Below are 26,769 nucleotides of genomic sequence, written 5' to 3'. Positions count from 1 at the left end.
ATATGTTAGAAACAAAAGCGAAACATTATCATAATAAAACATAAAATACGATTAACGTTTTGCTATTTCTTTAAATTAACGTAACTTTGTGGAAATAATAACAAAATCAAGGTTATATGTTTGACAAAGCAACTTACGTTAACCGTCGCGCCAAGCTCAGAGAGCTTATGAAAGACGGAATAATAATACTCTTCGGTAATAACGAGTCGCCATGCAACTACCCGTCAAATGGCTACTACCCGTTCCGTCAAGATTCATCATTCCTTTATTACTTCGGCCAAAACCGAGAAGGACTTGTTGGCGTCATTGACATTGACAACGGCACAGAAACACTCGTTGGCAACGACATTGACATTGAAGACATCGTATGGTACGGCAGTGTAGACAGCGTGAAGGACATGGCAGAGCAGGTAGGCGTGGCTAACACAGCGCCTATGAAGTCGCTCAAGAGCATCTGCAACGAAGCGATGCGCCTGAAACGCCGCATCCATTTCCTGCCACCCTACCGCCACGATACCAAGATACAGATATTCGATTTGCTCGGTATCCATCCCGTGCAGCAGAAGGAGGCAGCAAGTATGGACCTTATCCGTGCCGTTGTAAAGATGCGTTCTACAAAGGAGCAGCAGGAGATTGAGGAGCTTGAGCGTGCGGCAGTCATCGGCCACAAGATGCACACCACAGCCATGCGCCTCACAAAGCCAGGCCTCACAGAGAAATACGTAGCCGGACAAGTGGACGGCATCGCCCTCTCTTACGGCGCTATGACAAGCTTCGCAACCATCTTCAGTCAGCACGGCGAGATAATGCACGGCAACCCGTCGATGGCCGAACTCGAAAGCGGACGCCTCGTATTGTGCGACTGCGGTGCCGAAACAATCAACAACTATTGTTCGGACAACACACGCACATTCCCCGTCAACGGAAAGTTTACCGACCGCCAGCTTGAGATTTACTCTATCGTAGAGGCATGCCACGACCATGCACTCGACGTTGCCAAGCCCGGCGTGAAGTATATGGACGTACACTTCTCAATATGCCGCCTGATGACAGAGCGTCTGAAGGAGCTCGGACTGATGAAGGGCGACGTGGACGAAGCCGTAGCTGCAGGCGCTCACGCCATGTTCTTGCCTCACGGATTGGGTCACATGATGGGCATGGACGTACACGACATGGAAGGTCTCGACCAGATCAACGTTGGCTTCGATGAGGAGACACGCCCGCGCCTCGACCAGTTCGGTACAAACTGCCTGCGCATGGGACGCCGTCTGGAGGAAGGTTTCGTCGTGACTGACGAGCCAGGCATCTACTTCATCCCCGCACTCATCGACGACTGGAAGGCTTCGGGCCATTGTGCCGAGTTCCTCAACTTCGACAAGATTGAGACTTACAAGGACTTTGGCGGCATACGCATCGAAGACGACATCCTCATCACAAAGGACGGTTGCCGTTTCCTCGGCAAAGACAGAATACCATACCACCCGAAGGACGTCGAAGCGTTCATGGCAGAGAGCAAATAGACATTGCCTAATATAAACAACTTTTTAAATTACAACAAAATCACATGAAGAAAATCTTAACACTCGCACTTCTCGCACTTCTTGCGACTGGCGCAAACGCAGCTAAGCCAAAGAAGGCTGCAAGGAGCAACAAGCCTGTCTTCACGACAATCAAGGAGAACCCGATCACAAGTATCAAGGACCAGAACCGTAGCGGCACATGCTGGGACTACTCTACTCTCTCATACTTCGAGAGCGAGATTCTCAAGGCTACAGGCAAGACTTACGACCTCTGCGAGGCTTTCGTAGCTAACAAGACCTATATGGACCGCGCCGTTCAGGTGGTTCGTCTGCACGGCGACTGCCAGTTCTCTCAGGGTGGTTCGGCTTACGACGTATTGCACGTACTGAAGAACCAGGGTATCTGCCCGGAGGACGCAATGCCGTTCCCAGGTTCACTCTACGGCGACTCGCTTAACAACTTCAACGAGTTCTTCGGCCAGCTTGAGCCGTACGTAGCAGGCATCGCTAAGAGCACAGCTAACAAGATTTCTTCGCAGTGGAAGGTGGGTCTCCAGGGCATCCTCGACGCTTACCTCGGCCAGTGTCCGGAGAAGTTCACATACGAAGGCAAGGAGTACACTCCGAAGTCATTCGCAGCAAGCCTCGGCTTGAACTTCGACGACTATGTAACAATCACAAGCTACTCTCACCACCCGTACTACACACAGTACGCTGTTGAGGTGCAGGACAACTGGCGCAACCCGCTGTCATGGAACCTTCCGATGGAGGACATGGCACGCATCCTCGAGAACGCTGTCATGAACGGCTACACAGTAGCTTGGGGTGGCGACGTTAGCGAGCCTGGCTTCACACGCAAGGGTCTTGCTTACTTCGTAGACACAAAGAAGGCTGAGGGCCTCTCTGGCAGCGACATGGCTCGCTGGTTGAAGCTTTCTCCGGCAAAGCGCACAAACCTCATCGACTCACTCGGCTGCAAGGTGCCTGAGCTTGAGCCGACAGCAGAGCAGCGTCAGCAGCGCTTCGACAACTGGGAGCTCACCGACGACCACGGCATGCTTATCTTCGGTATCGCTAAGGACCAGCATGGCAAGGAATACTACATGGTGAAGAACTCTTGGGGCGAGACAGGCGACTACAAGGGTATCTGGTACATGACAAAGAACTTCATCGTAGCCAACACAATGGACTTCATGGTTAACAAGAACGCTATCCCGGCTGACATCCTCCAGAAGATGATCGAGGCTAAGAAGAATCAGGGAATCGGCGATTAATCGACAGTTTCCATAAACTAACTATACAGACCGAGCACGTGGACACCCACGCTTGCTCGGTCTTTTTTTTGTGCATTTGCCACCGGATAGCGGACGGAATCCGATTGGACGGCGAACGGAATCCGATTGGACTGCGGACGGAATCCGATTGGACTGCGGACGGAATCCGATCAGACGGCGAACGGAATCCGATTGGATGGCGAACGGAATCCGATTGGATGGCGGACGCAAACGACTGAACACAGACTATAAAAATATAACAATTAGTTACAAAGATTTTAAGCGGCACCTGAAAAACACGCCAAACAATCCTCGTATTCCACATAATTTTTGTAACTTTACACGCGTTTTACCTTAAACGCGCAGACACTCTGCACCCCACTCCTAAACCGAGAAAAAATAAAAACTATATATAATGTTATTCAAATGGAATTACAAGCCACCTACGAAAGAGGAGAAACAGGCGGCTGACGAACTGGGGGCGAAGCTGAATATCAGCCCGATACTCGCCCAGCTGCTAATGCAACGCGGCATAACAACAGAGTCAGCGGCCAAGCGATTCTTCCATCCGCAGCTGGCAGACCTCATCAACCCCTTCCTCATGAAGGACATGGACCTCGCCGTCGACCGTCTCAACGACGCGATGGGCCGCAAGGAACGCATACTCGTCTACGGCGACTACGACGTGGACGGATGCACTGCGGTAGCACTGGTGTATAAGTTCATACAGCAGTTCTACTCCAACATAGAGTATTACATCCCCGACCGCTACGACGAAGGCTACGGCGTGAGCAAGAAAGGCATCGACTACGCCAAAGAGGCCGGCGTGAAGCTCATCATCATCCTCGACTGCGGCATCAAGGCCATTGAAGAGATAGCCTACGCCAAGTCGCTCGGCATCGACTTTATCATCTGCGACCACCACATGCCCGACGAAGAACTGCCGCCAGCCGTGGCTATCCTCAACCCGAAGCGACCCGACGACACCTACCCGTTCAAGCATCTCTGCGGATGCGGCGTGGGATTCAAGCTGATGCAGGCGTTCGCCAAGAACAACGGCATACCCTTCGCCAGACTCATACCGCTGCTCGACTTCTGTGCCGTGAGCATAGCTGCCGACATCGTGCCCGTAACCGAGGAGAACCGCATTCTCGCCTACCACGGACTCAAGACACTCAACCAGAACCCGAGCATAGGTCTGAAGGCTATCATCGACATCTGCGGACTCGGAGGCAGAGACATATCAATGAGCGACATCGTATTCAAGATAGGCCCGCGCATCAATGCGTCTGGACGTATGGAGAACGGACGCGAGAGCGTAGACCTGCTCGTAGAGAAAGACTTCTCGCATGCGCTCGCCAAGGCAAAGCACATCGACGAGTACAACGAGCAGCGCAAGGATATCGACAAGCAGATGACGGAGGAGGCGAACAGCATCGTCTCGAAGCTGGAGAGCCAGCGCCACCGCTCGTCGATAGTGCTCTACGACGAGAACTGGAAGAAGGGCGTTATCGGCATCGTGGCGTCACGACTCACCGAAATCTACTTCCGCCCGACCGTAGTGCTCACTCGCGATGGCGACTTCGCTACGGGTTCTGCACGCAGCGTGACGGGTTTCGACGTCTACTCGGCTATCAAGAGTTGCCGCGACCTGCTCGTCAACTTCGGCGGACACACCTACGCAGCCGGACTGACGCTGCGCTGGGACGACATTCAGGAGTTCCGCAACCGCTTCCAGCGATATGTAGACGAGCACATACAGCCCGAACAGACAGAGGCAATGCTCAACATCGACGCCGAAATCGACTTCCGCGACATAACGAAGAAACTGCATAACGACCTGAAAAGGTTCTCGCCGTTCGGACCCGGCAACACCAAGCCGCTCTTCTGCACGACAGACGTATACGACTACGGCACGAGCAAGGTTGTAGGACGCGAGCAGGAGCACATAAAGCTTGAGCTTGTAGATTCGAAGTCGAGCAACATCGTCAACGGTATCGCATTCGGACAGAGCGCTTCAGCGCGTTACATTAAATCGAAACGTAGCTTCGATATTGCCTACACCATTGAGGACAACGTTTTCAAACGCAACATGGTGCAGCTGCAGATTGAAGACATACGAGTGGCTGAGGAAGACTAACAACAAAACGTTAAAGAGAAGCTTCAATAGACAAAAAGATGGGTTACGACGACACACTATATCTCAAGATACTGAGAGACACTTGGGGCTACTCCGATTTCCGCGGCATACAGCGCGACATCATACGCAGCATCGCCGAGGGCAAGGACACACTGGGACTGATGCCTACGGGCGGCGGCAAATCGCTCACGTTCCAGGTGCCGGCTCTCGCCATGGAAGGCGTGTGCATCGTCATCACACCGCTCATCGCCCTGATGAAAGACCAGGTAGACAATCTGCGACGACGCCAAGTGCTCGCCGCAGCCATCTATTCGGGTATGAGCCGTCAGGAAATAGTAAAGACACTCGAGAACTGCGTGCTCGGTCATACAAAGATACTCTACGTTTCTCCCGAGCGCATAGGCTCTGAACTGTTCCAGACAAAACTGGCGCACATCAAGGTGAGCTTCATCACCATCGACGAGGCTCACTGCATATCGCAATGGGGCTACGACTTCCGACCGTCATACCTGCACATTGCCGACATACGCCGCATAAAGCCCGATGCACCAATACTCGCGCTCACTGCAACTGCTACGACAGAGGTGATTGACGACATTCAGGAGCAGTTGAAATTCAAGGAGAAGAACGTGTACCGCATGAGTTTCGAGCGTAAGAACCTCGCTTACGTAGTGCGTTCATCAGACAACAAGATGCAGCAGCTCATACACATTCTGAACTCGATAAGCGGCAGTGCAATAGTGTATGTACGCAGTCGCAAATTGGCTAAGGAGATAAGCGAATACATATTAAACAACAACATTAGCGCTACGTTCTATCATGCTGGACTTGAGCACTCTACAAAAGACGAGCGACAGAAGAAGTGGCACGATGACGAGGTGCGCGTAATGGTGGCAACCAACGCTTTCGGCATGGGCATCGACAAACCAGACGTGCGCGTCGTGATACACATCTCATGCCCCGACTCCATCGAGGCTTACTTCCAGGAAGCGGGCAGAGCCGGACGCGACGGCAAGAAGGCTTACGCCGTATTGCTGTACGACAGGGGCGACAGAACAAAACTCGTGAAACGCATTGCGCAGGAGTTCCCCGACAAGAAGGAGATATGCCGCGTGTATGAGCACGTGGCATACTATCTGCAGATTGCTGCCGGGTCGGGCTACGGGCGCACGTTCCGATTCGAGATAGAAAAGTTCTGCCGCATATTCCACCACTACCCAGTCATCGTCAACTCGGCTCTGAAGATACTCACAAGGGCTGGCTATCTGGAATACGACGTCGACCCCGACTCGCGAACACGTGTGAAGTTCACGCTCGAACGCGACCAGCTATACATGCTCCACGACACGACGCCCAACGAAGAAGCAGTGATAACAACGATGCTACGCGAATACAGCGGACTGTTTGTCGACTACCATTTCATAGAAATAGCATTCATTGCACACGCCAGCGGTCTCACGCAGCAGCAGGTATACCTGATACTGACGAGTCTGAGCCAGCGACGCATACTTCACTTTATACCCGAACGGTCGGTGCCGCTCCTGACATACACAAGAGACCGCGTACTGCCGGAGGAAATAGTGATAAGTAAAACGGTATACGAGGAGCGCAAGGCGCAGTTCGAGAAACGCATAGAAAGCATTATCAATTACGCCGAGAACGACACCGTGTGCCGCAGCAGACAGTTGCTGCGCTACTTCGGCGAGACACGCACAGAAGACTGCCAACAGTGCGACGTGTGTCTTGCGCACCAAAAGACGCCACAATCGTACAAAAAAGCCTTCAATCAAGCGCTTAAAGCGATAAAAGAAATGCTCGCCGACGGCGAAAAGCACTCAATAACAGAGCTTAACAAGATAACACTCAATCAGGACGCAAAAGACGAAGCACTCGAATATCTCGTCAACGAAGAGGTGATAGGAGTGAAGTACAACGACATCTACTTAAAAAAGTAACTTAAAATAAATTAAATAGATAAGATTTTATTCCGTATCTCGCTATTTTTTGTTTACTTTTGCAAAAGAAGCGACGTGTATTGAAACGCCCCACAAAGCGCACACATTAATTATAATAAAAAGAAAAGAAAATAGATATGTTTGAAAATCTTAGTGACAGACTTGAACGCAGTTTCAAAATCCTCAAAGGTGAAGGCAAGATTACCGAAATCAACGTTGCCGAAACCCTTAAAGACGTAAGACGCGCTCTGCTGGATGCCGACGTAAACTATAAGGTGGCAAAGACTTTCACAGACACCGTGAAGAAGAAAGCCCTCGGCATGAACGTACTCACAGCGGTGAAGCCAAGCCAGCTGATGGTGAAGATCGTACACGACGAACTCGCAGAACTCATGGGTGGCGAAGCAGCCGAGCTTAACTTGAACGGACGCCCGTCAATCATCCTTATGAGCGGTCTGCAGGGTTCGGGTAAGACCACATTCTCAGGCAAGCTCGCAAACATGCTCAAGAACAAGCAGCACAAGAACCCGTTGCTCGTAGCCTGCGACGTATATCGTCCGGCTGCTATCGAACAGCTCAAGGTTGTGGGCGAGCAGATTGGCGTACCGGTATATTCTGAGCCGGAGAGCAAGGATGTTGTAAGCATCGCAAACAACGCTATCCGCGAGGCAAAGGCTAAGAGCTACGACGTAGTAATCGTCGATACTGCAGGTCGTCTGGCTGTAGACGAGGAGATGATGAACGAGATTGAGACTCTGAAGAACGCAATCAACCCGAACGAGACTCTCTTCGTTGTCGACTCAATGACTGGTCAGGACGCTGTCAACACAGCTAAGGAGTTCAACGACCGTCTCGACTTCGACGGCGTGGTTCTCACCAAGCTCGACGGCGACACACGCGGCGGTGCAGCTCTCTCTATCCGCACCGTTGTCACTAAGCCAATCAAGTTCGTAGGTACAGGCGAGAAGATGGAAGCTATCGACGTATTCCATCCGTCACGTATGGCAGACCGAATCCTCGGCATGGGCGACATCGTGAGTCTTGTTGAACGCGCTCAGGAGCAGTTCGACGAAGAAGAGGCACGCCGCTTGCAGAAGAAGATTCAGAAGAACAAGTTCGACTTCAACGACTTCCTCGGACAGATTGAGCAGATCAAGAAGATGGGCAATCTGAAGGATCTCGCAGCAATGATTCCGGGCGTAGGCAAGGCTATCAAGGACGTTGACATCGACGACAATGCTTTCAAGGGCATTGAAGCAATCATAAAGAGTATGACTCCGAAGGAGCGTACCAACCCAGAAATTCTCAACCAGAGCCGCCGCATGCGTATTGCGAAAGGTAGCGGTACGAACATCCAGGAGGTGAACCGCCTCATCAAGCAGTTCGACCAGACACGCAAGATGATGAAGATGGTTACTGGTACAAATATGGCAAAAATGGCAGGCATGATGAGCAAGATGAAAGGCATGCCAGGTATGCCGAAGTTCTAAAACATTAAAGATATGCAACTGATAGACGGAAAAGCAACAGCCGAGGCTATTAAAGCAGAAATAGCCGAAGAGGTAAAGAGCATCATGGCCGCAGGTGGCAAGCAACCGCATCTCGCGGCTGTACTTGTCGGACACGACGGCGGCTCTGAGACTTATGTGAAGAACAAGGTTCTGGCCTGCGAGAAGTGCGGCTTTAAGTCGACACTTATCCGCTACGAGGATGACATCACCGAAGACGAACTGCTCGCATGTGTAGATCGTCTGAACAATGACGATGACGTAGACGGATTCATCGTGCAGTTGCCGCTCCCGCGTCATATCAACGAGCAGAAGATAATAGAGGCTATCGACTACCGCAAGGACGTTGACGGCTTCCATCCTATAAACGTCGGACGCATGTCTATCGGTCTGCCATGCTTCGTATCGGCTACTCCACTCGGAATAGTGACATTGCTGAAGCGCTACAACATCGAAACCGCCGGCAAGAAATGCGTTGTGCTCGGCAGAAGCAACATCGTAGGCAAGCCTATGGCACAGTTGATGATGCAGAAGCAGTACGGCGACGCTACCGTCACCGTATGCCACTCGCACACCACCGACATCAAGAAGGAATGTCGCGAAGCCGACATCATCATTGCAGCTATCGGCAAGCCCGACTTCGTGACAGCCGATATGGTGAAGGAAGGCGCAGTAGTGATTGACGTAGGCACAACCCGTGTTCCTGACGCAACCCGCAAGAGCGGTTTCCGTCTCAACGGCGACGTGAAGTTCGACGAAGTAGCTCCGAAGTGTTCGTTCATAACACCAGTGCCAGGCGGCGTCGGACCGATGACAATCTGTTCACTGATGAAGAACACGCTGCAGGCAGCGAAGGGATGGTAAGATAAAGACAGGCGTCAGCATCCGGCATCACTGGTGCTTACAACTGTCAACGCAACAACATAACACACCCCAACCTTAATAAGTATGACAGCAGAAGACTATTACAAGCTCGGCAACGAGTACAGACGTAAAGGCGATTGGAAGCATGCTATCGACAACTATCTCGAAGCAATAGCTCTCGACCCCGAGTCGCCTGCAGTGGAAGCAAAGCAAATGCTCGACGACATGTTCGCCTTCTACTGTAAAGATATGTATAACCCCTAACTCTAAACAACATATTACTATGGGAAAAATCAAAGGTGCTATCGTGGTTAACACCGACCGATGCAAAGGATGCTCTCTTTGTGTTGTAGCTTGCCCGAAAGATGTCATTGCTCTCACAGCAAAGGCAGTGAACGTGCATGGTTATCAATACGCCGAGGCTGTAAGACCTGACGATTGTATTGGTTGTGCATCGTGCGGAATCGTATGTCCGGACGGATGTATTAGTGTTTACCGTAAAAAAATGGAGGATTAACACAATGGCAGAACAGGAAGTTAAACTTATGAAAGGCAACGAGGCTCTCGCCCACGCTGCCATCCGTTGTGGCTGTGATGGTTATTTCGGCTATCCTATTACTCCACAGACCGAAGTTATCGAAACACTCTCAGAACTCAAGCCTTGGGAGACTACTGGCATGGTAGTGCTTCAGGCAGAGAGTGAAGTTGCATCAATCAACATGCTTTACGGTGGCGGTGGCTCCGGCAAGCGCGTTATGACATCGTCGTCAAGTCCGGGCGTATCGCTCATGCAGGAGGGTATCTCTTACATGGCAGGCGCAGAAGTACCGGGTCTTATCGTCGACGTTCAGCGAGGCGGCCCTGGTCTTGGCACCATCCAGCCTTCACAGAGCGACTATTTCCAGGCTACCCGTGGCGGTGGCAATGGCGACTACTATATTCTCGTGCTCGCACCAAACTCAGTTCAAGAGATGGCCGACTTTGTCGACCTCTCATTCGAGCTCGCTTTCAAGTATCGCATCCCTGCAATGATTCTCTCTGACGGTGTTATCGGACAGATGATGGAGAAGGTAGTTCTTCCTCCGTTCAAGCCACGCCGCACAAACGAGGAGATCATCAAGGAATGTCCGTGGGCATCAACCGGTTGCAAGGGCCGTAAGCCCGTCGTTATCACATCTCTCGAGCTTAAGCCTGAGATTATGGAGCAGCGCAACCTGCAGCTTCAGGAGAAGTACCGCAAGATTCGCGAGAACGAGGTTCGCTACGAGACCAAGTTCATGGACGACGCAGAATACATGATCGTTGCGTTCGGTTCGGCAGCGCGTATTGCAGAAAAGACTATCGAGCTTGCACGTGCAGAGGGCATCAAGGTCGGATTGTTCCGTCCTATCACATTGTGGCCTTTCCCCGAAAAGGAGATTGCAGAGGCAGCTAAGAAGCTCAAGGGTATTCTCGTTGCAGAGATCAACGCCGGCATGATGATTGAGGACGTGCGCCTCGCAGTAAACGGCACTGTACGTTGTGAGCACTACGGACGACTCGGCGGCATCGTTCCCGAGCCAGAGGAAATGGTTAAAGCTTTAAAGGAGAAATTTCTATGAACGATATAATATCACCGGAGAACCTGGTTTATAAAAAGCCTGAGCTTCTCAACGATACCCACATGCACTACTGCGCAGGTTGTTCGCACGGCGTAGTTCACAAACTTGTGGCTGAAGTTATCGAAGAAATGGGCATGCAGGAGAACACCATCGGCGTAAGCCCGGTAGGTTGCTCTGTATTCGCCTACAAATATATCGACATCGACTGGCAGGAAGCAGCACACGGACGCGCTCCAGCTCTTGCTTCTGCCATCAAGCGTCTGTGGCCAGAGCGCCTTGTCTTCACCTATCAGGGCGACGGCGACATGGCTTGTATCGGAACTGCCGAGAGTATCCACGCATTGAACCGCGGTGAGAACATCACTCTCATCTTCATCAACAATGCCATCTATGGTATGACTGGTGGACAGATGGCTCCGACAACGCTTATCGGTCAGAAGACATCTACATGTCCTTACGGTCGCGAGCCTAAATTGCACGGCTGGCCGCTCAACCTCTCTGAAATGGCTGTCACTCTACCGGGCACATGCTTCGTAACACGCCAGAGCGTGGAGAACGTAGCATCAATCCGCAAGGCAAAGGCTGCTATCAAGAAGGCGTTCACAGCATCTATGGAGGGCAAGGGTTCATCACTCGTTGAGATTGTTGCTACATGCAACAGCGGATGGAAGTTGCCACCGGTGAAGGCCAACAAGTGGATGGAAGAGAATATGTTCAAACAATACCCGAAGGGTGACTTAAAAGACACGACAAACCTATGAAAGCAGAAATAATTATAGCAGGTTTCGGAGGACAGGGCGTGCTCTCAATGGGTAAGATTCTCGCCTACTCCGGTCTGATGGAAGACAAAGAAGTAACATGGATGCCGGCTTACGGACCTGAGCAGCGTGGCGGTACAGCCAACGTGACAGTAATCGTGAGCGAAGAGCGCATCTCGTCGCCTATCCTTAGCCAGTATGACGTGGCTATCGTGCTCAACCAGCCGTCGCTCGACAAGTTCGAGTCGAAGGTGAAGCCTGGCGGCATACTTATATATGACGGTTTCGGTATCATCAATCCGCCGACACGCAAGGACATCAATGTCTATCGTATCAACGCTATGGATAAGGCTGCCGAACTGAAGAACTCAAAGGTGTTCAACATGATTGTACTCGGCGGCCTGCTTAAGGTTTGCCCGATCGTGAGCACCAACGGCCTTAACAAGGCTCTTTACAAGACACTTCCCGAGCGTCACCACGGTCTTATTCCTCTGAACATGGAGGCTGTAGAGGCTGGCGGACAGATTATCGAGAAGGTTTAATATCGAAAACTTATTTTTTTATAACTCTCTAATTATTGGGGGCGGGCTGCAGTGATTGCACCCCGTCCTTTTTTGTTGTTTGCAGTTGAAGGTATTTATATAGTTTGCAGTTTGACTTTGTCATTGTTTGCAATTCTGACAATTTTAAAGTTTCATACCCTTAATATTATTTTGTCTATAGAAATCGAGTACGTGAAAAAATCATCCATATCTTCCAGGATCGCAGTAACACGCACATTATAAGCAATATAAAGGCTGGAAGATATTCTACAAATCGAGTTATCTTCCAGCTTATCTCCCAGCCTGACACCGGCTTCACCCACAAACTACTGCGCGTCGCGGTAGATTCCGTCTACGATTGAGTCGGCAAGGGAGATGTTCGGCACAAGGATGGTGTCGCAACTGAGCGACTTCGCTACGAGCAGGAATATCTCTGCTGCGGGTACAATCACATCAGCTCGGTCTTCCTTCAGATGAAACTGCTCCATGCGCTCACTGAACGACAATGAAGCAAGCTGCGTGTAAAGTTCCTGCAGACGGTCGACGGGCAGACTGCGCTCCTCACCCTTCACATGCGAGAGTTTGAAGAGGCGGTTGATGTTGCCGCCCGAACCGATAATCTTCGTACCCGGATACTCCTTGGCGTACCTCTCCAGCACCTTACACATCGAGGCAAGCTCCTTCTTACTCACCGCTCCGGCAAGCATACGCAGTGTACCCACATTGAACGAGTGGCTCTCGGCAAGAATGCCGTCATGCAGAAGCGAAATCTCCGTACTGCCACCGCCGACGTCGACATAAGCATAGTTGCCTACCCCACTGTCGGTGTTCTCCACAAGGTTGTTGCAGAGCAACTGCGCCTCAGCCGCACCGGGTATAATCTCAAGGCGTATGCCCGTATGCTTCTCAATGCGCTTCATCACCTTGCGCCCGTTCTCGGCGTCGCGCATAGCAGAAGTGGCGCAAGCGCGATACTGCTCCACATTGTAAAGCAGCATGAACTGGCGGAACGCCTTCATCATGTGGAACATCATGTGCTGACGCTGCTTCGAGATCTTGCCGAGCGTGAACACATCCTTGCCAAGACGCAGCGGAATGCGCACAAACAGCAGTTTCGTAACCTTCACCTCACCAGTCTCGTTGTTTGGGTCGAAACTCTTTATCAGCAGTCGGGCTCCGTTCGAGCCGATGTCAATAGCCGCAATGTTCATCACATTGCTCTCTAAAACGTTATCCATCTGTATATCTATTTACCGAAATAACTTTATTCAAACATAAATACTACTTCTCGGCGTACGCCTTATGCAGTTCTTCCTGCGAGCGGAACGGCATTTCGCCTTCTACAACGGGTTGAATCTCGTTAGTGCCGCGTCCATCCACGATGCGTCCGTTCGTAGTGTCGCGCAGTCCGTAGTCGACGGTGCGTAGCAGGTCTGCCTTCATGTCCTCGTCGTATACCGGAGTGAGCACCTCGATGCGGTTCACGAGGTTGCGCGGCATCCAGTCGGCAGAACCGATGAAGTAGCGCGGACGGTTGTTGTTGCAGAAGATGAGGATGCGCGAGTGTTCGAGATAGCGGTCGATGATGCCAATGATGCGTATATTCTCGCTCATACCCTCCACGCCCGGCACAACCGAACAGTTGCCACGCACGAGAGCGTCGATACGCACACCGGCACGCGACGCAGCGTACATCTTGTTCACAATGTCGGGGTCGGTGATATGGTTTATCTTCAGCTTCACCCAAGCCGGCTTGCCTTCCTGTGCGTTCTTTATCTCGGTGTCGAAAAGTCGCAGGATGCGTGTCTTCATCGAGTTAGGCGAAACAAGCAGTTCGCGGAATCGCATCGGCGAGAAAGGTCGGTCGATGAACTCGAACACCTTTGCCACCTCAGACACGATGCCCTGTCGCGCCGTCATCATGAGATAGTCGGTGTATACCTTTGCGTTGCCCTCATGGAAGTTGCCAGTTCCGACGCAGGCGATGTCGCCCTTCGTGGTGTGTATGTAGAGCAGTTTAGAGTGAATCTTCAGACCTTCCACGCCAAAAATCACGTTGACGCCCTCCTCCTGCATACGCTTGCTCCACTTGATGTTGCTCTCCTCGTCGAAGCGCGCCATCAGCTCTACCACAGCCGTCACCTTCTTGCCGTTGCGTGCGGCGCAGATGAGCGCCTTCACCACCTTCGAGTCTTTCGCCAGACGATAGAGCGTGGTCTTTATCTCCTTCACGCTGGGGCGTAATGCAGCCTCGCGCAGCAGACGTATGTAGGCGTCGAACGAATGGTATGGCACGTGTATGAAGCGGTCTTTCTTGCGAATCTGTTCGAGCATCGACTCCTCGCTGAGGAACTCCGGTCGCATCACTGGCTGCCAGCGCTCGTACTTCAGTTCGAAGTGTCCGCAGTCGGGGAACGACATCAGGTCGCGGTGGTTCTGGTATCTGCCACCGGCGAGCGCCGTGTCGAGTTCGCGCACGTTGAGTCGGTCGAACACGCGCTTCTGCATTTCGCGCGGCATGTCCTTGTCGTAAATCACGCGGATAGCCACACCACGCTTGCGCGAGTCTACGCCCAGCGCAATCTTCTCCATAGCGCCGTAGTCGGAGAGGTTGTCCATCTCCATCTCAGCGTCCTTTGTGAACTTGAACGAGTAGGCCTCGTAGTCGGACGACTTCGTGCCGATGAAGATGAGCGGCAGACAGAAGCGTATCACATCGTCAAGGTACATGATATTGTCGAAACCGTCGGACGACGGAATCTTAATGAAGCGTCCGTAGACGCGGTCAGGCACCTTTATGATGGCGTACTTCACCTTATGGTCGTCGTCGCGGTGCATCTTCTTGACGACAAGATATATTCTGTTGTCCTCAAGCGTATTGAGGTCGTCGATAGCCGAGAGCCATATAGGATTGGTCGATCCGTTGAGACGGTCGTAATAGAAGTTCTTCAGGAATTGTTTCTGTTCGTCGTTCAGTTGTGATTCGTTCAGAAGGCGCACGTGGTGTTCCTCCAGTTCGGCAGCCACCTTGCGTATCACCTTCGTATACTCGTTAGAGTATTCCTCGTTAAGTCGGTTGATTGTCTTCAGTGTCTTGCGTATGGTCTTGCGATGGCGTTCGGGCAGCGACTCGTTATCAACCAGTCGGTTGAGCGAAGCCACACGCACGCGGAAAAATTCGTCAAGATTGTTGCTGTAGATGCCGAGAAACGAGAGACGTTCCAAGAGCGGAACAGTAGGTTTTTCGGCTTCCTGCAGAATGCGGTGGTTGAAGTACATCCAGCTCACATCACGTTCCACGTATGTTGTTTGTTTCTCTTTCTTAGTCATGATTTTAAAGGTATTTATATAGAAAGCACAAGTGTTTCGCTCTCTGATGTGAGGTGCAGTTGCTTGCGGAACTTCTTCTCTGTTCCGCCCGGCACGTTGATTGTCGTAAGTTCGAAGTCGTCGGAGAAGGCTGTGCGTGCAAGGTCCTTTACGGCGCCGAGGAACGTCACTTTCTTAAGCTTTTCGCAGCCTGCGAAGGCATACGGAGCCACTGTTGTAACGGATGCCGGAATAGTCACTTCCTCAAGTGCGTCGCAGTCGCTGAAGGCGTCGCGCTCAATGCACTCAAGACCTTCGGGCAGTTGCACCTTCTTCAGTTTCGAACGGCGCGAGAACGCCATGCTTCCGATGGTCTTCACGGTCTTCGGCACGATAACCATTGCTGCATCAGTGAGTGCAGATATCAAACGAGTGCGGTCGGCATTGTAGAGCATCTTGGCTTCGAGGCAGAACGCTTCCGACTGGTTGTTAAGCACCTTGCCGTCGAGTTCTACAAACGGGTTCACGCCCAACTCCTCAACCAAGGGCGGAATGCATACCGACTGCAGCGAGAGACAGCGTGCGAAGGCTTCGTCGCCGATACGCTTCACGGAAGCCGGAATGGCTACGTTCTTGAGGAATGGGCATCCCCAGAAAGCTTTGTCGCAGATTTCCTCGGTGTCTTCTCTCACGGTGTAGACACCTTCGATGGTCTTCTTTGCAGCTACGAGACGCTTGCCGCCCTTCGAGTAGTAAACGCCCCATCCGTCGTTGCGTATGTTCTCGAACTTCTTCACAGCAAGGTCCATAATCTGTTTCTCGAACTCGTCATCCGACTTGATGCGCATTTTCAACAATCCTAAAATTACCTTTTTCTTATCCTTCATATTACGTATTTTAATACCGCTGCAAAGATAGGAAACATTGTTTACAGAGATGTTTCATGCTTTTAGCATTGTTGTTACAATGCGGTTACAGCCTTATACCTTATTATATATGCACCGCGCAGACACCTTATTATACAGCATATATGGCAGTACTCCATATCAAGTACTTGAGTAATCTGTTAGAAGTACTTGAGTAATCTACTACAGGTACTCGAGTAATCTACCACAAATACTGAGCAAGAAGTACACGTTTGGTGATTATAAAACCAACAATAGTCAATGAAAATAGGCTCGTTTTCTTTGTAAAGCGACATAAAAGCACTACCTTTGTCTATGAAATTAAAAACCATCTATATGAACAAATCCAAAAGACTTATTTTCAAACTGGCGTTTGCTGCGCTCGGTCTGTTGCCGAACATGGCTACTACGGCGCTTTCAGACACCACCGACTACACAAAGTACGTTAACCCGTTCGTTGGCAACGCTGACAACGGACACACTTTCCCGGGGGCGTGCCGCCCGTTCGGCATGATACAGACCAGCCCGGTGACGGGTGCTGTGGGCTGGCGCTACTGCTCTGAGTACGTATACAGCGACTCGCTCATTTGGGGATTCACACAGACCCACCTCAACGGCACGGGCTGTATGGATCTGGGCGACATCCTCGTGATGCCAGCAAGCGGAAAGCGCACACGCTCATGGGACGGCTACCGCTCTCACTACTCTAAGCAGCAGGAGTTTGCTACGCCGGGCTACTACTCGGTGTATCTTACAGACGCTAAGGTGAAGGCCGAGCTGACAGCGGCGCCGCACGTTGCATTCCACCGCTACACGTTCGACAACCCCGACTCTACTTCCGTGTTCATCGACCTGCAGCACGCTCCGGCTTGGCGCGATGAGCAGTATCACTCGCAGTGCATCTCGTGCGAGACAAAGTGGGAGGACGCACAGACGCTCACCGGACACGTACGCAACAAGGTGTGGGTAGACCAGGACTACTTCTTCGTGATGAAGTTCAACCGACCGGTGGTGAGCCACATTGAGCTGCCGAAGGCTGTGGACACAGAGCGCGGACAGCGACTTGTGGCTACGTTCGACATACCACGCGGTGAGCAGCTTCTCGTGAAGGTGGCTATGTCTACAACGAGCGTTGAGGGCGCACGCCGAAATATGGAGGCAGAAGTGCCGGCATGGAACTTCGCCGAGGTGACACGCACCGCGCACGACGAGTGGAACTCTTACCTTAGCCGCATCGACGTAACCGGCACCGATACCGACAAGCAGAACTACTACACGGCGTTCTACCACGCGCTGATTCAGCCGAACCATATTGCGGACGTAGACGGTAAGTATCGCAACGCCGACAACAAGGTGGTATGCGCAAGCAACGGCGAGTTCTACTCTACCTTCTCTTGCTGGGATACCTACCGCGCAGCTCATCCGTTCTACACAATGGTGATACCCGAGCGTGTGGACGGATTGGTTAACTCGCTCGTTGAGCAGGCAGAGGTGCAGGGCTTCCTGCCTATATGGGGACTCTGGGGCAAGGAGAACTTCTGCATGGTCGGCAACCACGCCGTGGCTATCGTGGCAGAGGCTTATCACAAGGGATTCCGCGGCTTCGACGCCGAGCGTGCGTTCAACGCCATCAAGCGCACACAGACCGTGAACCACGGTGAGAAGTACGACTGGGAGACATTCATGAAGTACGGTTACTGGCCTACAGACCTCGTAGCTTCAGAGTCGGTTTCCAACTCACTCGAGTGTATGTACGACGACTATGCCGCTGCAGATATGGCTCGACTCATGGGCAAGAAACAGGATCAGCAGTATTTCGCACGCCGTGCCAACTTCTACAAGAATCTCTTCGACAAGCAGACCAACTTCATGCGTCCACGCCTTGCAGACGGTTCGTGGAGAAGTCCGTTCAACCCGAGCGATGTGGCGCACGCCGAAACCGTAGGCGGCGACTACACCGAGGGCAACGCATGGCAGTATACATGGCAGGTGCAGCACGACATACCGGGGCTCATCAAGCTCTTCGGCGGACCGAAGCCGTTCCTCAAGAAGCTTGACGAGTTCTTCTCGCTCAAACTTGTCACCTCGCAGAACGACGTCACAGGACTTATCGGACAATATGCTCACGGCAACGAGCCGAGCCACCACGTGGCTTATCTCTATGCTCTGGCTGGCCGCCCGTCGCGCACCCAGGAACTCATCCGCGAGATATTCGACACACAGTACCACCCCACCGTCGACGGACTCTGCGGCAACGACGACTGCGGACAGATGTCGGCTTGGTACATGCTCTCGGCTATGGGCTTCTATCCTGTCAACCCGGTAAGCGGCGAGTATGTGTTCGGCGCTCCGCAGATGCCGAAAATAGTGCTCCAGCTGCCAAAGGGAAAGACCTTCACCGTTATAGCCGACGGCATTTCGGCTGACAACAAGTACGTAGATTATATCACGCTGAATGGTAAAAAGTACAACAAGACGTCTATTTCGCACAGCGAAATCATGCGTGGTGGCACATTGGTCTACAAAATGTGCAACAAAAAGAAGCACGATAAGAACTAAAAAGCTGCAATAAGCAGCGTTTATTAGTCTATTTTTGAGTATTTATAGCTGATTTTTCCTATTATCACAAAGAAAAAGCCAAATAATTCTGCTGTTATTTGGCTTTTTCATTTATTTTTCTTTACTTTGCAATAGATAATTGAATAGAGAGAATAACAAAATAACTATTATTTAAACAAAAGGATTATGAAAAAGATTACAACTCTTTTCGCAGCTGCTGTGATGGCAGCTTCGGCTTCTGCACAGACAGTTACAGAAAGCAAGACATTCGACAACATGTATTTTGGCATCAACACTGGTGTCTCTACAGCTACTAAGGGTCATCACTGGCTTCAGGACTTCCGTCCGAACCTTGGCGTACGTCTCGGCCGCAACTTCACTCCGGTTTTCGGTCTCGCTGCTGAGAGCAACATCTACTTCAAGGAAGTAGGAAGAAAGCAGGGCGGTCTGCACAAGACTGGCACAGCCGTTAACGGTATCAACACATCACTCCTCGGTACAGTAAACCTTACCAACTGGGTAGGCGGTTACAAGGGTGAGCCACGTTGCTTCGAGGTTTCTGCTGTTTACGGTCTCGGCTGGGGTCACGTTTTCTCTAACGCAGCTGACTATAACGACAATATGAACATGTTCACTTCTAAGGCTGGTCTCGACTTCGCGTTCAACCTTGGCAAGGCAAAGGCATGGCAGCTCTATGTTGAGCCTTCTATGAACTGGGCACTCAACGGCAACGGCTATGAGGGTGTTAAGTACGACATCAACCGCGCTATGTTCCAGGTTAACGTTGGTCTCGTTTACAAGTTCAAGAACTCTAACGGCACACACAACTTCACACTCGCAACAGGTCGCGACCAGGCAGAGGTTGACGCTCTCAACGCACAGATCAACAGTCTCCGCGAGCAGAACGCTACTCTTACAAGCAAGGACGAGCAGAACCAGAAGAACCTCTCTGCAAAGGATGCTGAAATCAACAACCTGAAGAAGGCTCTCGACGAGTGCAACAAGCGCCCGGCTAAGACTGCTACAGCTACAAACCTCCAGCCGACAGTTATCTTCCGTCAGGGCAAGTCTGTAGTTGATCCGGCTCAGGTAGCTTCTATCGAGCTCATCGCCAACTACATGAAGAACCACAAGGACGCTAACGTAGAAATCAAGGGTTATGCTTCACCGGAGGGTTCTAAGGAGCTCAACCAGCGCCTCTCTGAGAAGCGTGCTGAGGCTGTTAAGGACATCCTCGTTAAGAAGTACAAGATCTCTGCTAACCGTCTGAAGACCACTGGTATGGGTGCTACTGACAAGCTCTTCGAGCAGGTAGAGTTCAACCGCGTTGCTACATTCAACGATTCTACAAAGGACTAATCTTCAGTTCTGAAAAGAACTGATTCCTCAAAGAACTAATTGTCAGTTCTGACAAGAAATGATTCTTAAGATACAAAAAATCCCAGTGCTTTGGTTCAACCATCGCACTGGGATTTTTCTTTTACAACCATATACCTTTTCTTTTCTCTTATTTTGCTACAAACTTAACCTTGCAGCGGCACACTTCCTTTAGTTCTTCGCCAGCGTCTGGCGTCTGCTTCATCACCTGAACGCAGAACTCGCCTGCCGCAACTTCCTCTACATACAGATGCAGCAAGTCGCCGTAATGCGACTCGGCAACATAGGCTATGTCGAAACGCTTCAAGCGGTTCGTCTTATAGAAGTCGAGCCCCCAAAGGTTAAGGATATGCTCTATGTACTTCACGCTGTTGATGTGTCCGTTCACGTCTACATCGCTGTAGCGAGTCTCTACGATGCGGCGGCATTCAGCGCCGTTCTTCGAGAGTTTCACACGCTGAAACGGCTCAATCGGACACGGCTCGTCGGTCTCAATATACTGCGTGATGATGCCGTCGCGCTCAGCAAGTATGTCTACCGGTTGGCGTGTGTCGGTGTCGATCATCGCCCAGATGCTGCGTCCGTATCCGTAGCGTTTGCCGTTCTTGTCGCGTATAGCGTAGTTGCGACTCGTGAAGAACTTCATAACATTCTCCACCCAGGTGTCAACCGTAATGCGGTCGTAGGCAACAGGCATCTCATCGAGTTCCATGACAAAGCGCGAAAGCACCCATGTCTTATGCACCGTATTGAGATAGTCCATGCCGTAACCACGCTCGTTACTGTGGAAGTCGGCTGCATTCAGCAGATGATTGCCAAGATGGCCGAGGAATATATGATTGGAAAAATCGCAGTGGAACGGTTCCACAAGGAAGTCGTAGCTTCCTATCTTACTTAATAAATTCATAGGCTTATTGTTTATTATTTAGAAAGTTCTGCCCCATCTACAGCTATCACCACAGCACGGGGCTTTCCGTTTGAATCAAATTCGCATGTTGCGTAGGGTTCGGGCAGAAGGAAATAGGCACGGAGTCCTTTCAGATTGCCTTCTGTGTTTGGAGGTACGAGGTCTGTACCATCGGCACTCACAAAGCGGTAGCGACCGTCTGCGGGTATCAGGGTCGGATCGTAAATTCCGATGAACTTGAAATGGCCGGATGACAGCAAAGAGCTCATCACACTTGGCTTTGTGGCAAGTATGAACTTGTTCTTCACCACCGGCTTCACAATATCGTTCGTCACTCCTGGCAGTATTCGCACAAGATAAGGCTCGCCGGCGACGGTAGATTTCACGCTGAGGAAGTGATATACAACTTTATCCTCGTCAACCTCCTCGATATCCTTCAGTTGTTTGAACTGCATGCCAGGGAAAGCCGTGCGCATATCGTCCTCTGTAAGAGCGAACGGCAGGCAGAGTGTGTAATAACCGCCGTCTGCTCTGAACGTACGGTCGATTGTTATGCTGTGGACATAGGCATCTTGATAATAAGAAACCAAGTCGGCGTTGCCTTCGGCTTCACCCAAAGTCAGATTTTCTACAACAACCGGCGCGACATAACGACGATATACCTGCACCTTGCCGTAAAAATGAGAGATATTAAAGCGTTTAAAGCGCTTTGTATCAAATTTATAGTCTATATATTGATTCTCTCTCGTCAAAGATACGAATGAAATATCCGCATCACCCTCGTTTGAAAATTTAAAATCAATAAGACTGCGTTCACTTGAATCATTATTTACAAATACTAAATTGGCATCTGTATTTTTCTTTGCGCAAAGCCATCCGCTCTTTGCATCCTTCAAGCGCCAACCGCCCGAAACCTTCTTCAGCGTAAATACAGCCATACTGTCTGTTTCGCACGAAACCATATCGAGTCCGTCTTCTTCGAAAACAGAAACGGCGCAAGGCAGAATGTATTCCTTCTTTGCGTTCTGATACCTGCTCATTGCCACTCCACAACCGCTGCTCACAATTATCACCTCGTCGCCATCGCGCAACAACGACACATCTGAAACATGCATATACTTGGCTGTTTCTGTATTCTGGGCGTTCGTGTCTAAAGAGAATACCGAGAGCAACACAATTAGAGTGAGAAGAAGTTTTCCAGTCATTGAGGAATAGAGTTTAAATGGTTCGTACTTGATATGCAAACTTACAAAAAAAAATCGAATTGCTTGAAGTTGTTCGCAAAAAGATTCGACAACAACAAAAAGAATTGCCCGCAATAAAATAATTAAGAACAAAAGAGAATACAAAAATCAACCCCAACACCACGAGAGTGCTGGGGTCAACGATAGAATATACGGAATTATAACATACGTGTGAATTGCGGAAGAACAACCGCGTGTTTATTTCTTCCAGAAGCGTGAGGTGATGTCGGTGAAGTCGTCGCCTGCCGCGCGCTTGTAAAGGCGCTGGTTTGTGGTGCGCTCCTTAAGGCATCCCAAGTGTTCGATGTACGGACCGAGCTTTATGTAGTCGAAGTCGCGCTTGCGTATAGTTCTCGGGAACTGCTGGCGACCGCTATACCATGCCACCTTCAGCTGCGGATGCTCGCGATGAAGATACTGTGCGAGCTGGCTAACGTACTTCGGGTCGGCATCGCCACCCATAAAGCAGATGCATGTTATCTCGCCATGATAGTTGGCAACGAACTGGTCGAGCACCATCGGAGTCAAAGGTTCGCCGATGTTCTCCCACAGATACTGACTGTGGCAGCCCGGGCAACGGCACGGACAACCGGTGATGTTGATAGACAGCGTCACCTCGTCAGGAATCTCCTGAAATACGATACCTGTATTAAGATAATTGAGCATTGCTTTAGTTGTTTAAAATATTTTGTTCAGACGTGCCGAGCCGTGATTTAGCTCGGACACGCCGAAGAACTTTAGTCTTTGATTTCGTTAGTGCCATTGGCATAGAAGCGGCGGCTTGCCTCCTTCTGACGAGCAGCAGAGAAGTTGCTTACACGCTTCAGATAGCCGATGATACGAGTCATGTAGTCGACATCCTCGCTGCCGCAATTCGGACACTTCTTGAGATATCGCTTGTCGATATGTCCGCACTTGTTGCAGATAGTGTTCGGGATATTGAACGTGAAGTAGTTGCATCCCTCCTTAGCTGCGATGCGCAGGAGTTGGCGATACTGAGCCTTCGAGAGGTGCTCGTCGAGGTTCATGTGAAGCGCCGAGCCACCGGTGAGGTGCTCGATATACGGAGCGCCATGCAACTTGAACTTGTCGACAACGTTGAGCGAGTCGTCCTCCACGATGTAGAAGTAGCTGTTGTAGCAGTCGCGCGGCACGAAGTAGCCGTCCTCGCGGTCCCACTTTGCGTGCTTTACGCCCACGTTCTCAGCCGGAATCATCTCGCAGTTGAACAGCACGTCCTTAGTGCGATACTGCTTGTTGTATTTCTCAACCAGACCGAGCACCTTCTGTACGAAGTGCAGATAGTCGGGGTTATCATTGATCTTCAAGCCCAAGAATTCGGCAGCCTCCACGAGTCCGTTCACACCGATTGTGAGATACTGGCGACCCATGTTGATGTATCCAGCGTCGAAGAGCGGCAGCATGCCCTGAGCCTGCAGCTCCTTGAGGTTCTCGTTGTAAGCGAGCTGCACCTTATGACAGAGGTCTATCACCTCAGAGAGATAGTCGGCATAGTCGAGTCCGTTCTTAACGGCGTACTGTATGCAACGGTTGAGGTTGATGGTGAGCACACTCTTAGAGCCGGTAGACACACCGCCCGCACCGAGTGTATAGCTGAAGCCGTTGTCCTGAATCTCGTTGCGCAGACGGCAGCAAGAGCTGAGCGAGTCGGCATTGTCGCTCATGTATGTGAAGAACGAGTGACCCTCTGAGTACATCTCAGCTGTGAAGTCGCCCCACTCCTTGTCGATTACGTCGCCGTCCTTTGTGAGCAGCGCCATTGTCTCTACCGGGAAGGTGAGCACGGTCTTTGTGCGCTCTTTGTTGAACCACTTCATGAAGCGCTTCTGAAGCCATGAGAGTCCGTTCCAGTCGGGCTTCGAACCGTCGGGGAAGATGAACTCGCCGAAAAGGCTCTCGAAGTATGGTTTGTCATAATAAGCCACGTTCCAGAACACAGCCTGATAGTTGCGCGCGCCGGTGGGCTGGTTGATAGAGTAAACGATTTGCTCGAAGCAGTCAGTAATCATCTTGTCGATAGTGCGCTGCTTTGCAGAGAGGTCTACCACCTTGTCGGCGTGCTTCCAATAGTCGAGTCCGTACTCTTTACCGATGAAGTAGTTGAGGTACATGAGGAACTCCGGTGTAGCGCAAGCGCCACTCAGCATACTCGAAACCATGAACACCATGTTGACGAATCCGCCGCAGAACGACTTCAGGTTTGTAGGAGCCGTAGAGTTGCCGCCGATGCTTGTTGTGCCACCGATGAGCCACGGGTACATCGTGATAGAGGCGCAATAGTTGGCGAGCGATGTCTCGTCGTTCTTGTAGATGAAGTGGTGGTTGAGCTTGTCGAGATACTCGTTAGCGAGTTCCTTGCCGTACATCTTCTTGATGCGGTCGGTGAGCAGGCGGCGGTTCAAGCGGATGAAGCTCGACTTAGGCAGCTCGCCGATGAGCGTAGCGATGTTCTTGTGCTCCACGTTGGCGTTGGCGTCGTACTTCGAGCCGGTTGCAGCGTTGGCAGCGTGACAATAGTCGGTAAGGAACTTGAGCTTTTCGAGAGTCTCACGGTCTTCCGAGTGAAGCTGGCGATAGATAATGAACGACTTTGCCACGTTGTAGTAGCCTTCTCTCATGAGAGCCTGCTCCACCTGGTTCTGTATGTTCTCAACTGTTACGCCGTCGAACACGTCGATGTGGCTCACAATCTTAGAAACAGAGGCTAAGTCAACATCCTCGTTCACTGACTCGAACGCCTTGATTATGGCGTTCATTATCTTGTCTAAAGAGAAGCGGTCTTTAGATCCATCGCGTTTGATGATTGCAAAATCTTTCATTGTATAGTTTCCCGTTTTAGAAAACTTTTTCAATTTTAGAAATCAAAAAGTTTTCCGTTTTGGAAAACTTTTGTGTGTTCTGTCTTATGAAAAGTTTCTCTTTTTAGTTTTGATTACGGCTGCAAAGGTATATAAAAAAAACGATACCACGCTATGTCTTCAACGGAAAAATTCTAACAATTTTAAGCCTCACATACACCATTAGTGTAACGCATTTGATGTAACTTTCAGAGTTTCACCGCACTAATATCGATGAGGTTGTTTACGATTGCGTATATGGTCAAACCAGCCGGACTATGTATCTGCAATTTGCGCGCAATGTTGCGTCTGTGGGTGATTACGGTGTTCACCGAAATGCACAAATGCTCGGCTATCTCCTTGTTACTCATGCCTTGTACGAGCGCCACGATGACGTCTTTCTCACGTTCGCCCAGTGCGTCGGCGCCTTCCTGATTCTTGCCTATCATGCTGGAAATCTTAGCAGATACGTCGCTCTGGCGCGATTTATCCTCAAGATACTTGATGGCTGGGATGAAGATTTTGTCCTCCACTTCGGCATGCAGCGCCAGCCACTCCTCATTATTATATATATCGTAGAGCGTGGCTGAAAGCTGGTTGTTGCGAAGGCTGTCGCCGGGGAAGTACTTGATGATGATGCTCTTCAGTTCACGCAGCTTCATACTCTCCTGTCCGTGATGCTTCGAGTACATGTCGATGGCGTAGTTTGCCATCGGCTTGCCGGCGATGAGCGACTCTACGTACGGGAAGACGGTCTTCTCCTCGTACTTCATGTGCTGCGTCACCGAACGCGAATATTCGTCGTAAAGTTTCAGTATGAGTCGAGCGAGGTTGTCGTTTTCGTCAAGCGCGTCTACAAGTTCCTTGCGTATAAACGGCAACTGGAAACCGATAAAATAGTCGTGGCTTGCCTTCAGATACTGCAACAGTGTAGGCACGGAGAGGCGCGACACGTCGTCCATTTCGCGATAGCCGTTGATGGTGAAGTTGACTACGGCGAGAAACGTATTGGTGTCCACATTCTGGTCGTCGCATACCTGCTTAACCGTCTTGTCGCCAAAGCCGAGACTGATACCGAAGCTACCTAAACTCTGCAACAAGTTGTAGTTGTCGCGAATGAGCGAAATCATCTTGTCGCTTGCCTCATACATTTTCTGATTTTTCATACTCCTGATTATTTTTTGGAATGTGGATATGTCGTACAAAGTTACTAACTCTTTTCGAGAAAACCCGAACATTTACAGACTTTATGATTAAGAAAAGTCATCGTGCACCGAACGGAATCTGATCGGACGGCGGACGCAATCCGATCGGACGGCGGACGCAATCTGATTGGATGGCGGACGTGAACGACGACAATGGCAGTACTTTTTTTAAAAAAAATGCACTTTAACCCAAATCGGTCATTAGGATTTCTCTGTGTCGTACGGCAAAGAGAAATCCTTTAA

General features: G+C 50.8%; 21 protein-coding genes. 13 read left to right on the top strand and 8 right to left on the bottom strand.

What is annotated here, in order from left to right; genetic code table 11:
• The first annotated feature begins 116 nt into the window (after positions 1–116).
• The 11 genes from KTQ90_RS09050 (at position 117) to KTQ90_RS09000 (ending at position 12,162) form a co-directional block, all read left to right on the top strand.
• Positions 117–1,520 carry an aminopeptidase P family protein gene (locus KTQ90_RS09050; RefSeq protein ID WP_217318143.1) on the top strand — a complete coding sequence of 468 codons (1,404 nt, stop codon included), beginning with the start codon at positions 117–119 and terminating at the stop codon, positions 1,518–1,520.
• Between the two features lie 44 nt (positions 1,521–1,564).
• Positions 1,565–2,794 (top strand): C1 family peptidase, encoded by a 1,230-nt coding sequence (locus KTQ90_RS09045; protein WP_217318142.1) that lies wholly within the window; start codon positions 1,565–1,567, stop codon positions 2,792–2,794.
• A gap of 415 nt (positions 2,795–3,209) precedes the next feature.
• Positions 3,210–4,934: a single-stranded-DNA-specific exonuclease RecJ gene (gene recJ, locus KTQ90_RS09040; protein WP_022157714.1), complete on the top strand. Its 1,725-nt coding sequence runs from the start codon at positions 3,210–3,212 to the stop codon at positions 4,932–4,934.
• Positions 4,935–4,972: 38 nt separating this feature from the next.
• A complete protein-coding gene (locus KTQ90_RS09035; RefSeq protein WP_217318141.1) occupies positions 4,973–6,889 on the top strand; it encodes a RecQ family ATP-dependent DNA helicase in 1,917 nt (638 codons plus the stop codon).
• Between the two features lie 137 nt (positions 6,890–7,026).
• Entirely contained in the window at positions 7,027–8,379 is a 1,353-nt protein-coding gene (ffh, locus tag KTQ90_RS09030; RefSeq protein ID WP_007897669.1) for a signal recognition particle protein, read from the top strand.
• 12 nt (positions 8,380–8,391) lie between these two features.
• On the top strand, positions 8,392–9,261 hold the full coding sequence (folD, locus tag KTQ90_RS09025; RefSeq protein WP_217318140.1) for a bifunctional methylenetetrahydrofolate dehydrogenase/methenyltetrahydrofolate cyclohydrolase FolD: 870 nt from the start codon (positions 8,392–8,394) through the stop codon (positions 9,259–9,261).
• Positions 9,262–9,345: 84 nt separating this feature from the next.
• On the top strand, positions 9,346–9,525 hold the full coding sequence (locus KTQ90_RS09020) for a tetratricopeptide repeat protein (RefSeq protein ID WP_007897672.1): 180 nt from the start codon (positions 9,346–9,348) through the stop codon (positions 9,523–9,525).
• Positions 9,526–9,544: 19 nt separating this feature from the next.
• Complete coding sequence (locus KTQ90_RS09015) at positions 9,545–9,778, top strand: 4Fe-4S dicluster-binding protein (protein WP_022157711.1); 234 nt, start codon at positions 9,545–9,547, stop codon at positions 9,776–9,778.
• Between the two features lie 4 nt (positions 9,779–9,782).
• Positions 9,783–10,862 (top strand): 3-methyl-2-oxobutanoate dehydrogenase subunit VorB, encoded by a 1,080-nt coding sequence (locus KTQ90_RS09010; protein ID WP_022157710.1) that lies wholly within the window; start codon positions 9,783–9,785, stop codon positions 10,860–10,862.
• The gene (locus KTQ90_RS09005) at positions 10,859–11,623 is read left to right on the top strand and encodes a thiamine pyrophosphate-dependent enzyme (protein ID WP_022157709.1); all 765 of its coding nucleotides are present in this window, start codon (positions 10,859–10,861) and stop codon (positions 11,621–11,623) included. The genes KTQ90_RS09010 and KTQ90_RS09005 overlap by 4 nt, the downstream gene beginning before the upstream one ends.
• Positions 11,620–12,162: a 2-oxoacid:acceptor oxidoreductase family protein gene (locus tag KTQ90_RS09000; protein WP_217318139.1), complete on the top strand. Its 543-nt coding sequence runs from the start codon at positions 11,620–11,622 to the stop codon at positions 12,160–12,162. Before KTQ90_RS09005 ends, KTQ90_RS09000 begins: the two co-directional genes overlap by 4 nt.
• A gap of 326 nt (positions 12,163–12,488) precedes the next feature.
• Here KTQ90_RS09000 and KTQ90_RS08995 read toward each other — a convergent pair whose 3' ends face one another.
• The 3 genes from KTQ90_RS08995 to KTQ90_RS08985 are packed head-to-tail and all read right to left on the bottom strand — an operon-like array spanning position 12,489 to position 16,358.
• Positions 12,489–13,400 (bottom strand): Ppx/GppA phosphatase family protein, encoded by a 912-nt coding sequence (locus KTQ90_RS08995; RefSeq protein ID WP_254359376.1) that lies wholly within the window; start codon positions 13,398–13,400, stop codon positions 12,489–12,491.
• Between the two features lie 43 nt (positions 13,401–13,443).
• Positions 13,444–15,492 (bottom strand): RNA degradosome polyphosphate kinase, encoded by a 2,049-nt coding sequence (locus tag KTQ90_RS08990; protein ID WP_217318138.1) that lies wholly within the window; start codon positions 15,490–15,492, stop codon positions 13,444–13,446.
• Between the two features lie 14 nt (positions 15,493–15,506).
• Positions 15,507–16,358 (bottom strand): leucine-rich repeat domain-containing protein, encoded by an 852-nt coding sequence (locus KTQ90_RS08985; protein WP_217318137.1) that lies wholly within the window; start codon positions 16,356–16,358, stop codon positions 15,507–15,509.
• A gap of 354 nt (positions 16,359–16,712) precedes the next feature.
• On the opposite strand from KTQ90_RS08985, the gene KTQ90_RS08980 reads away from it, so the two are divergent.
• Both KTQ90_RS08980 and KTQ90_RS08975 read left to right on the top strand, forming a co-directional pair.
• Positions 16,713–18,935 carry a GH92 family glycosyl hydrolase gene (locus KTQ90_RS08980; protein ID WP_302180495.1) on the top strand — a complete coding sequence of 741 codons (2,223 nt, stop codon included), beginning with the start codon at positions 16,713–16,715 and terminating at the stop codon, positions 18,933–18,935.
• A 186-nt stretch (positions 18,936–19,121) separates the two neighbouring features.
• Positions 19,122–20,294 carry an OmpA family protein gene (locus KTQ90_RS08975; RefSeq protein WP_217318135.1) on the top strand — a complete coding sequence of 391 codons (1,173 nt, stop codon included), beginning with the start codon at positions 19,122–19,124 and terminating at the stop codon, positions 20,292–20,294.
• A gap of 148 nt (positions 20,295–20,442) precedes the next feature.
• On the opposite strand, the gene KTQ90_RS08970 is transcribed toward KTQ90_RS08975, so the two are convergent.
• The 5 genes from KTQ90_RS08970 to KTQ90_RS08950 form a co-directional block, all read right to left on the bottom strand.
• Positions 20,443–21,219 (bottom strand): acyl-[acyl-carrier-protein] thioesterase, encoded by a 777-nt coding sequence (locus KTQ90_RS08970; RefSeq protein ID WP_217318134.1) that lies wholly within the window; start codon positions 21,217–21,219, stop codon positions 20,443–20,445.
• 14 nt (positions 21,220–21,233) lie between these two features.
• Complete coding sequence (locus KTQ90_RS08965) at positions 21,234–22,424, bottom strand: hypothetical protein (protein WP_217318133.1); 1,191 nt, start codon at positions 22,422–22,424, stop codon at positions 21,234–21,236.
• A 237-nt stretch (positions 22,425–22,661) separates the two neighbouring features.
• A complete protein-coding gene (gene nrdG, locus KTQ90_RS08960) occupies positions 22,662–23,129 on the bottom strand; it encodes an anaerobic ribonucleoside-triphosphate reductase activating protein (RefSeq protein ID WP_022158332.1) in 468 nt (155 codons plus the stop codon).
• Between the two features lie 71 nt (positions 23,130–23,200).
• A complete protein-coding gene (gene nrdD, locus KTQ90_RS08955; RefSeq protein WP_022158333.1) occupies positions 23,201–25,303 on the bottom strand; it encodes an anaerobic ribonucleoside-triphosphate reductase in 2,103 nt (700 codons plus the stop codon).
• 227 nt (positions 25,304–25,530) lie between these two features.
• Entirely contained in the window at positions 25,531–26,487 is a 957-nt protein-coding gene (locus tag KTQ90_RS08950) for a LuxR C-terminal-related transcriptional regulator (RefSeq protein ID WP_217318132.1), read from the bottom strand.
• Between the last annotated feature and the right edge of the window lie 282 nt (positions 26,488–26,769).

Origin of the sequence: Leyella stercorea (assembly GCF_019052365.1) — a bacterium.
Classification (GTDB): domain Bacteria; phylum Bacteroidota; class Bacteroidia; order Bacteroidales; family Bacteroidaceae; genus Prevotella.
This window is presented reverse-complemented; position numbering and strand designations above follow the sequence as displayed.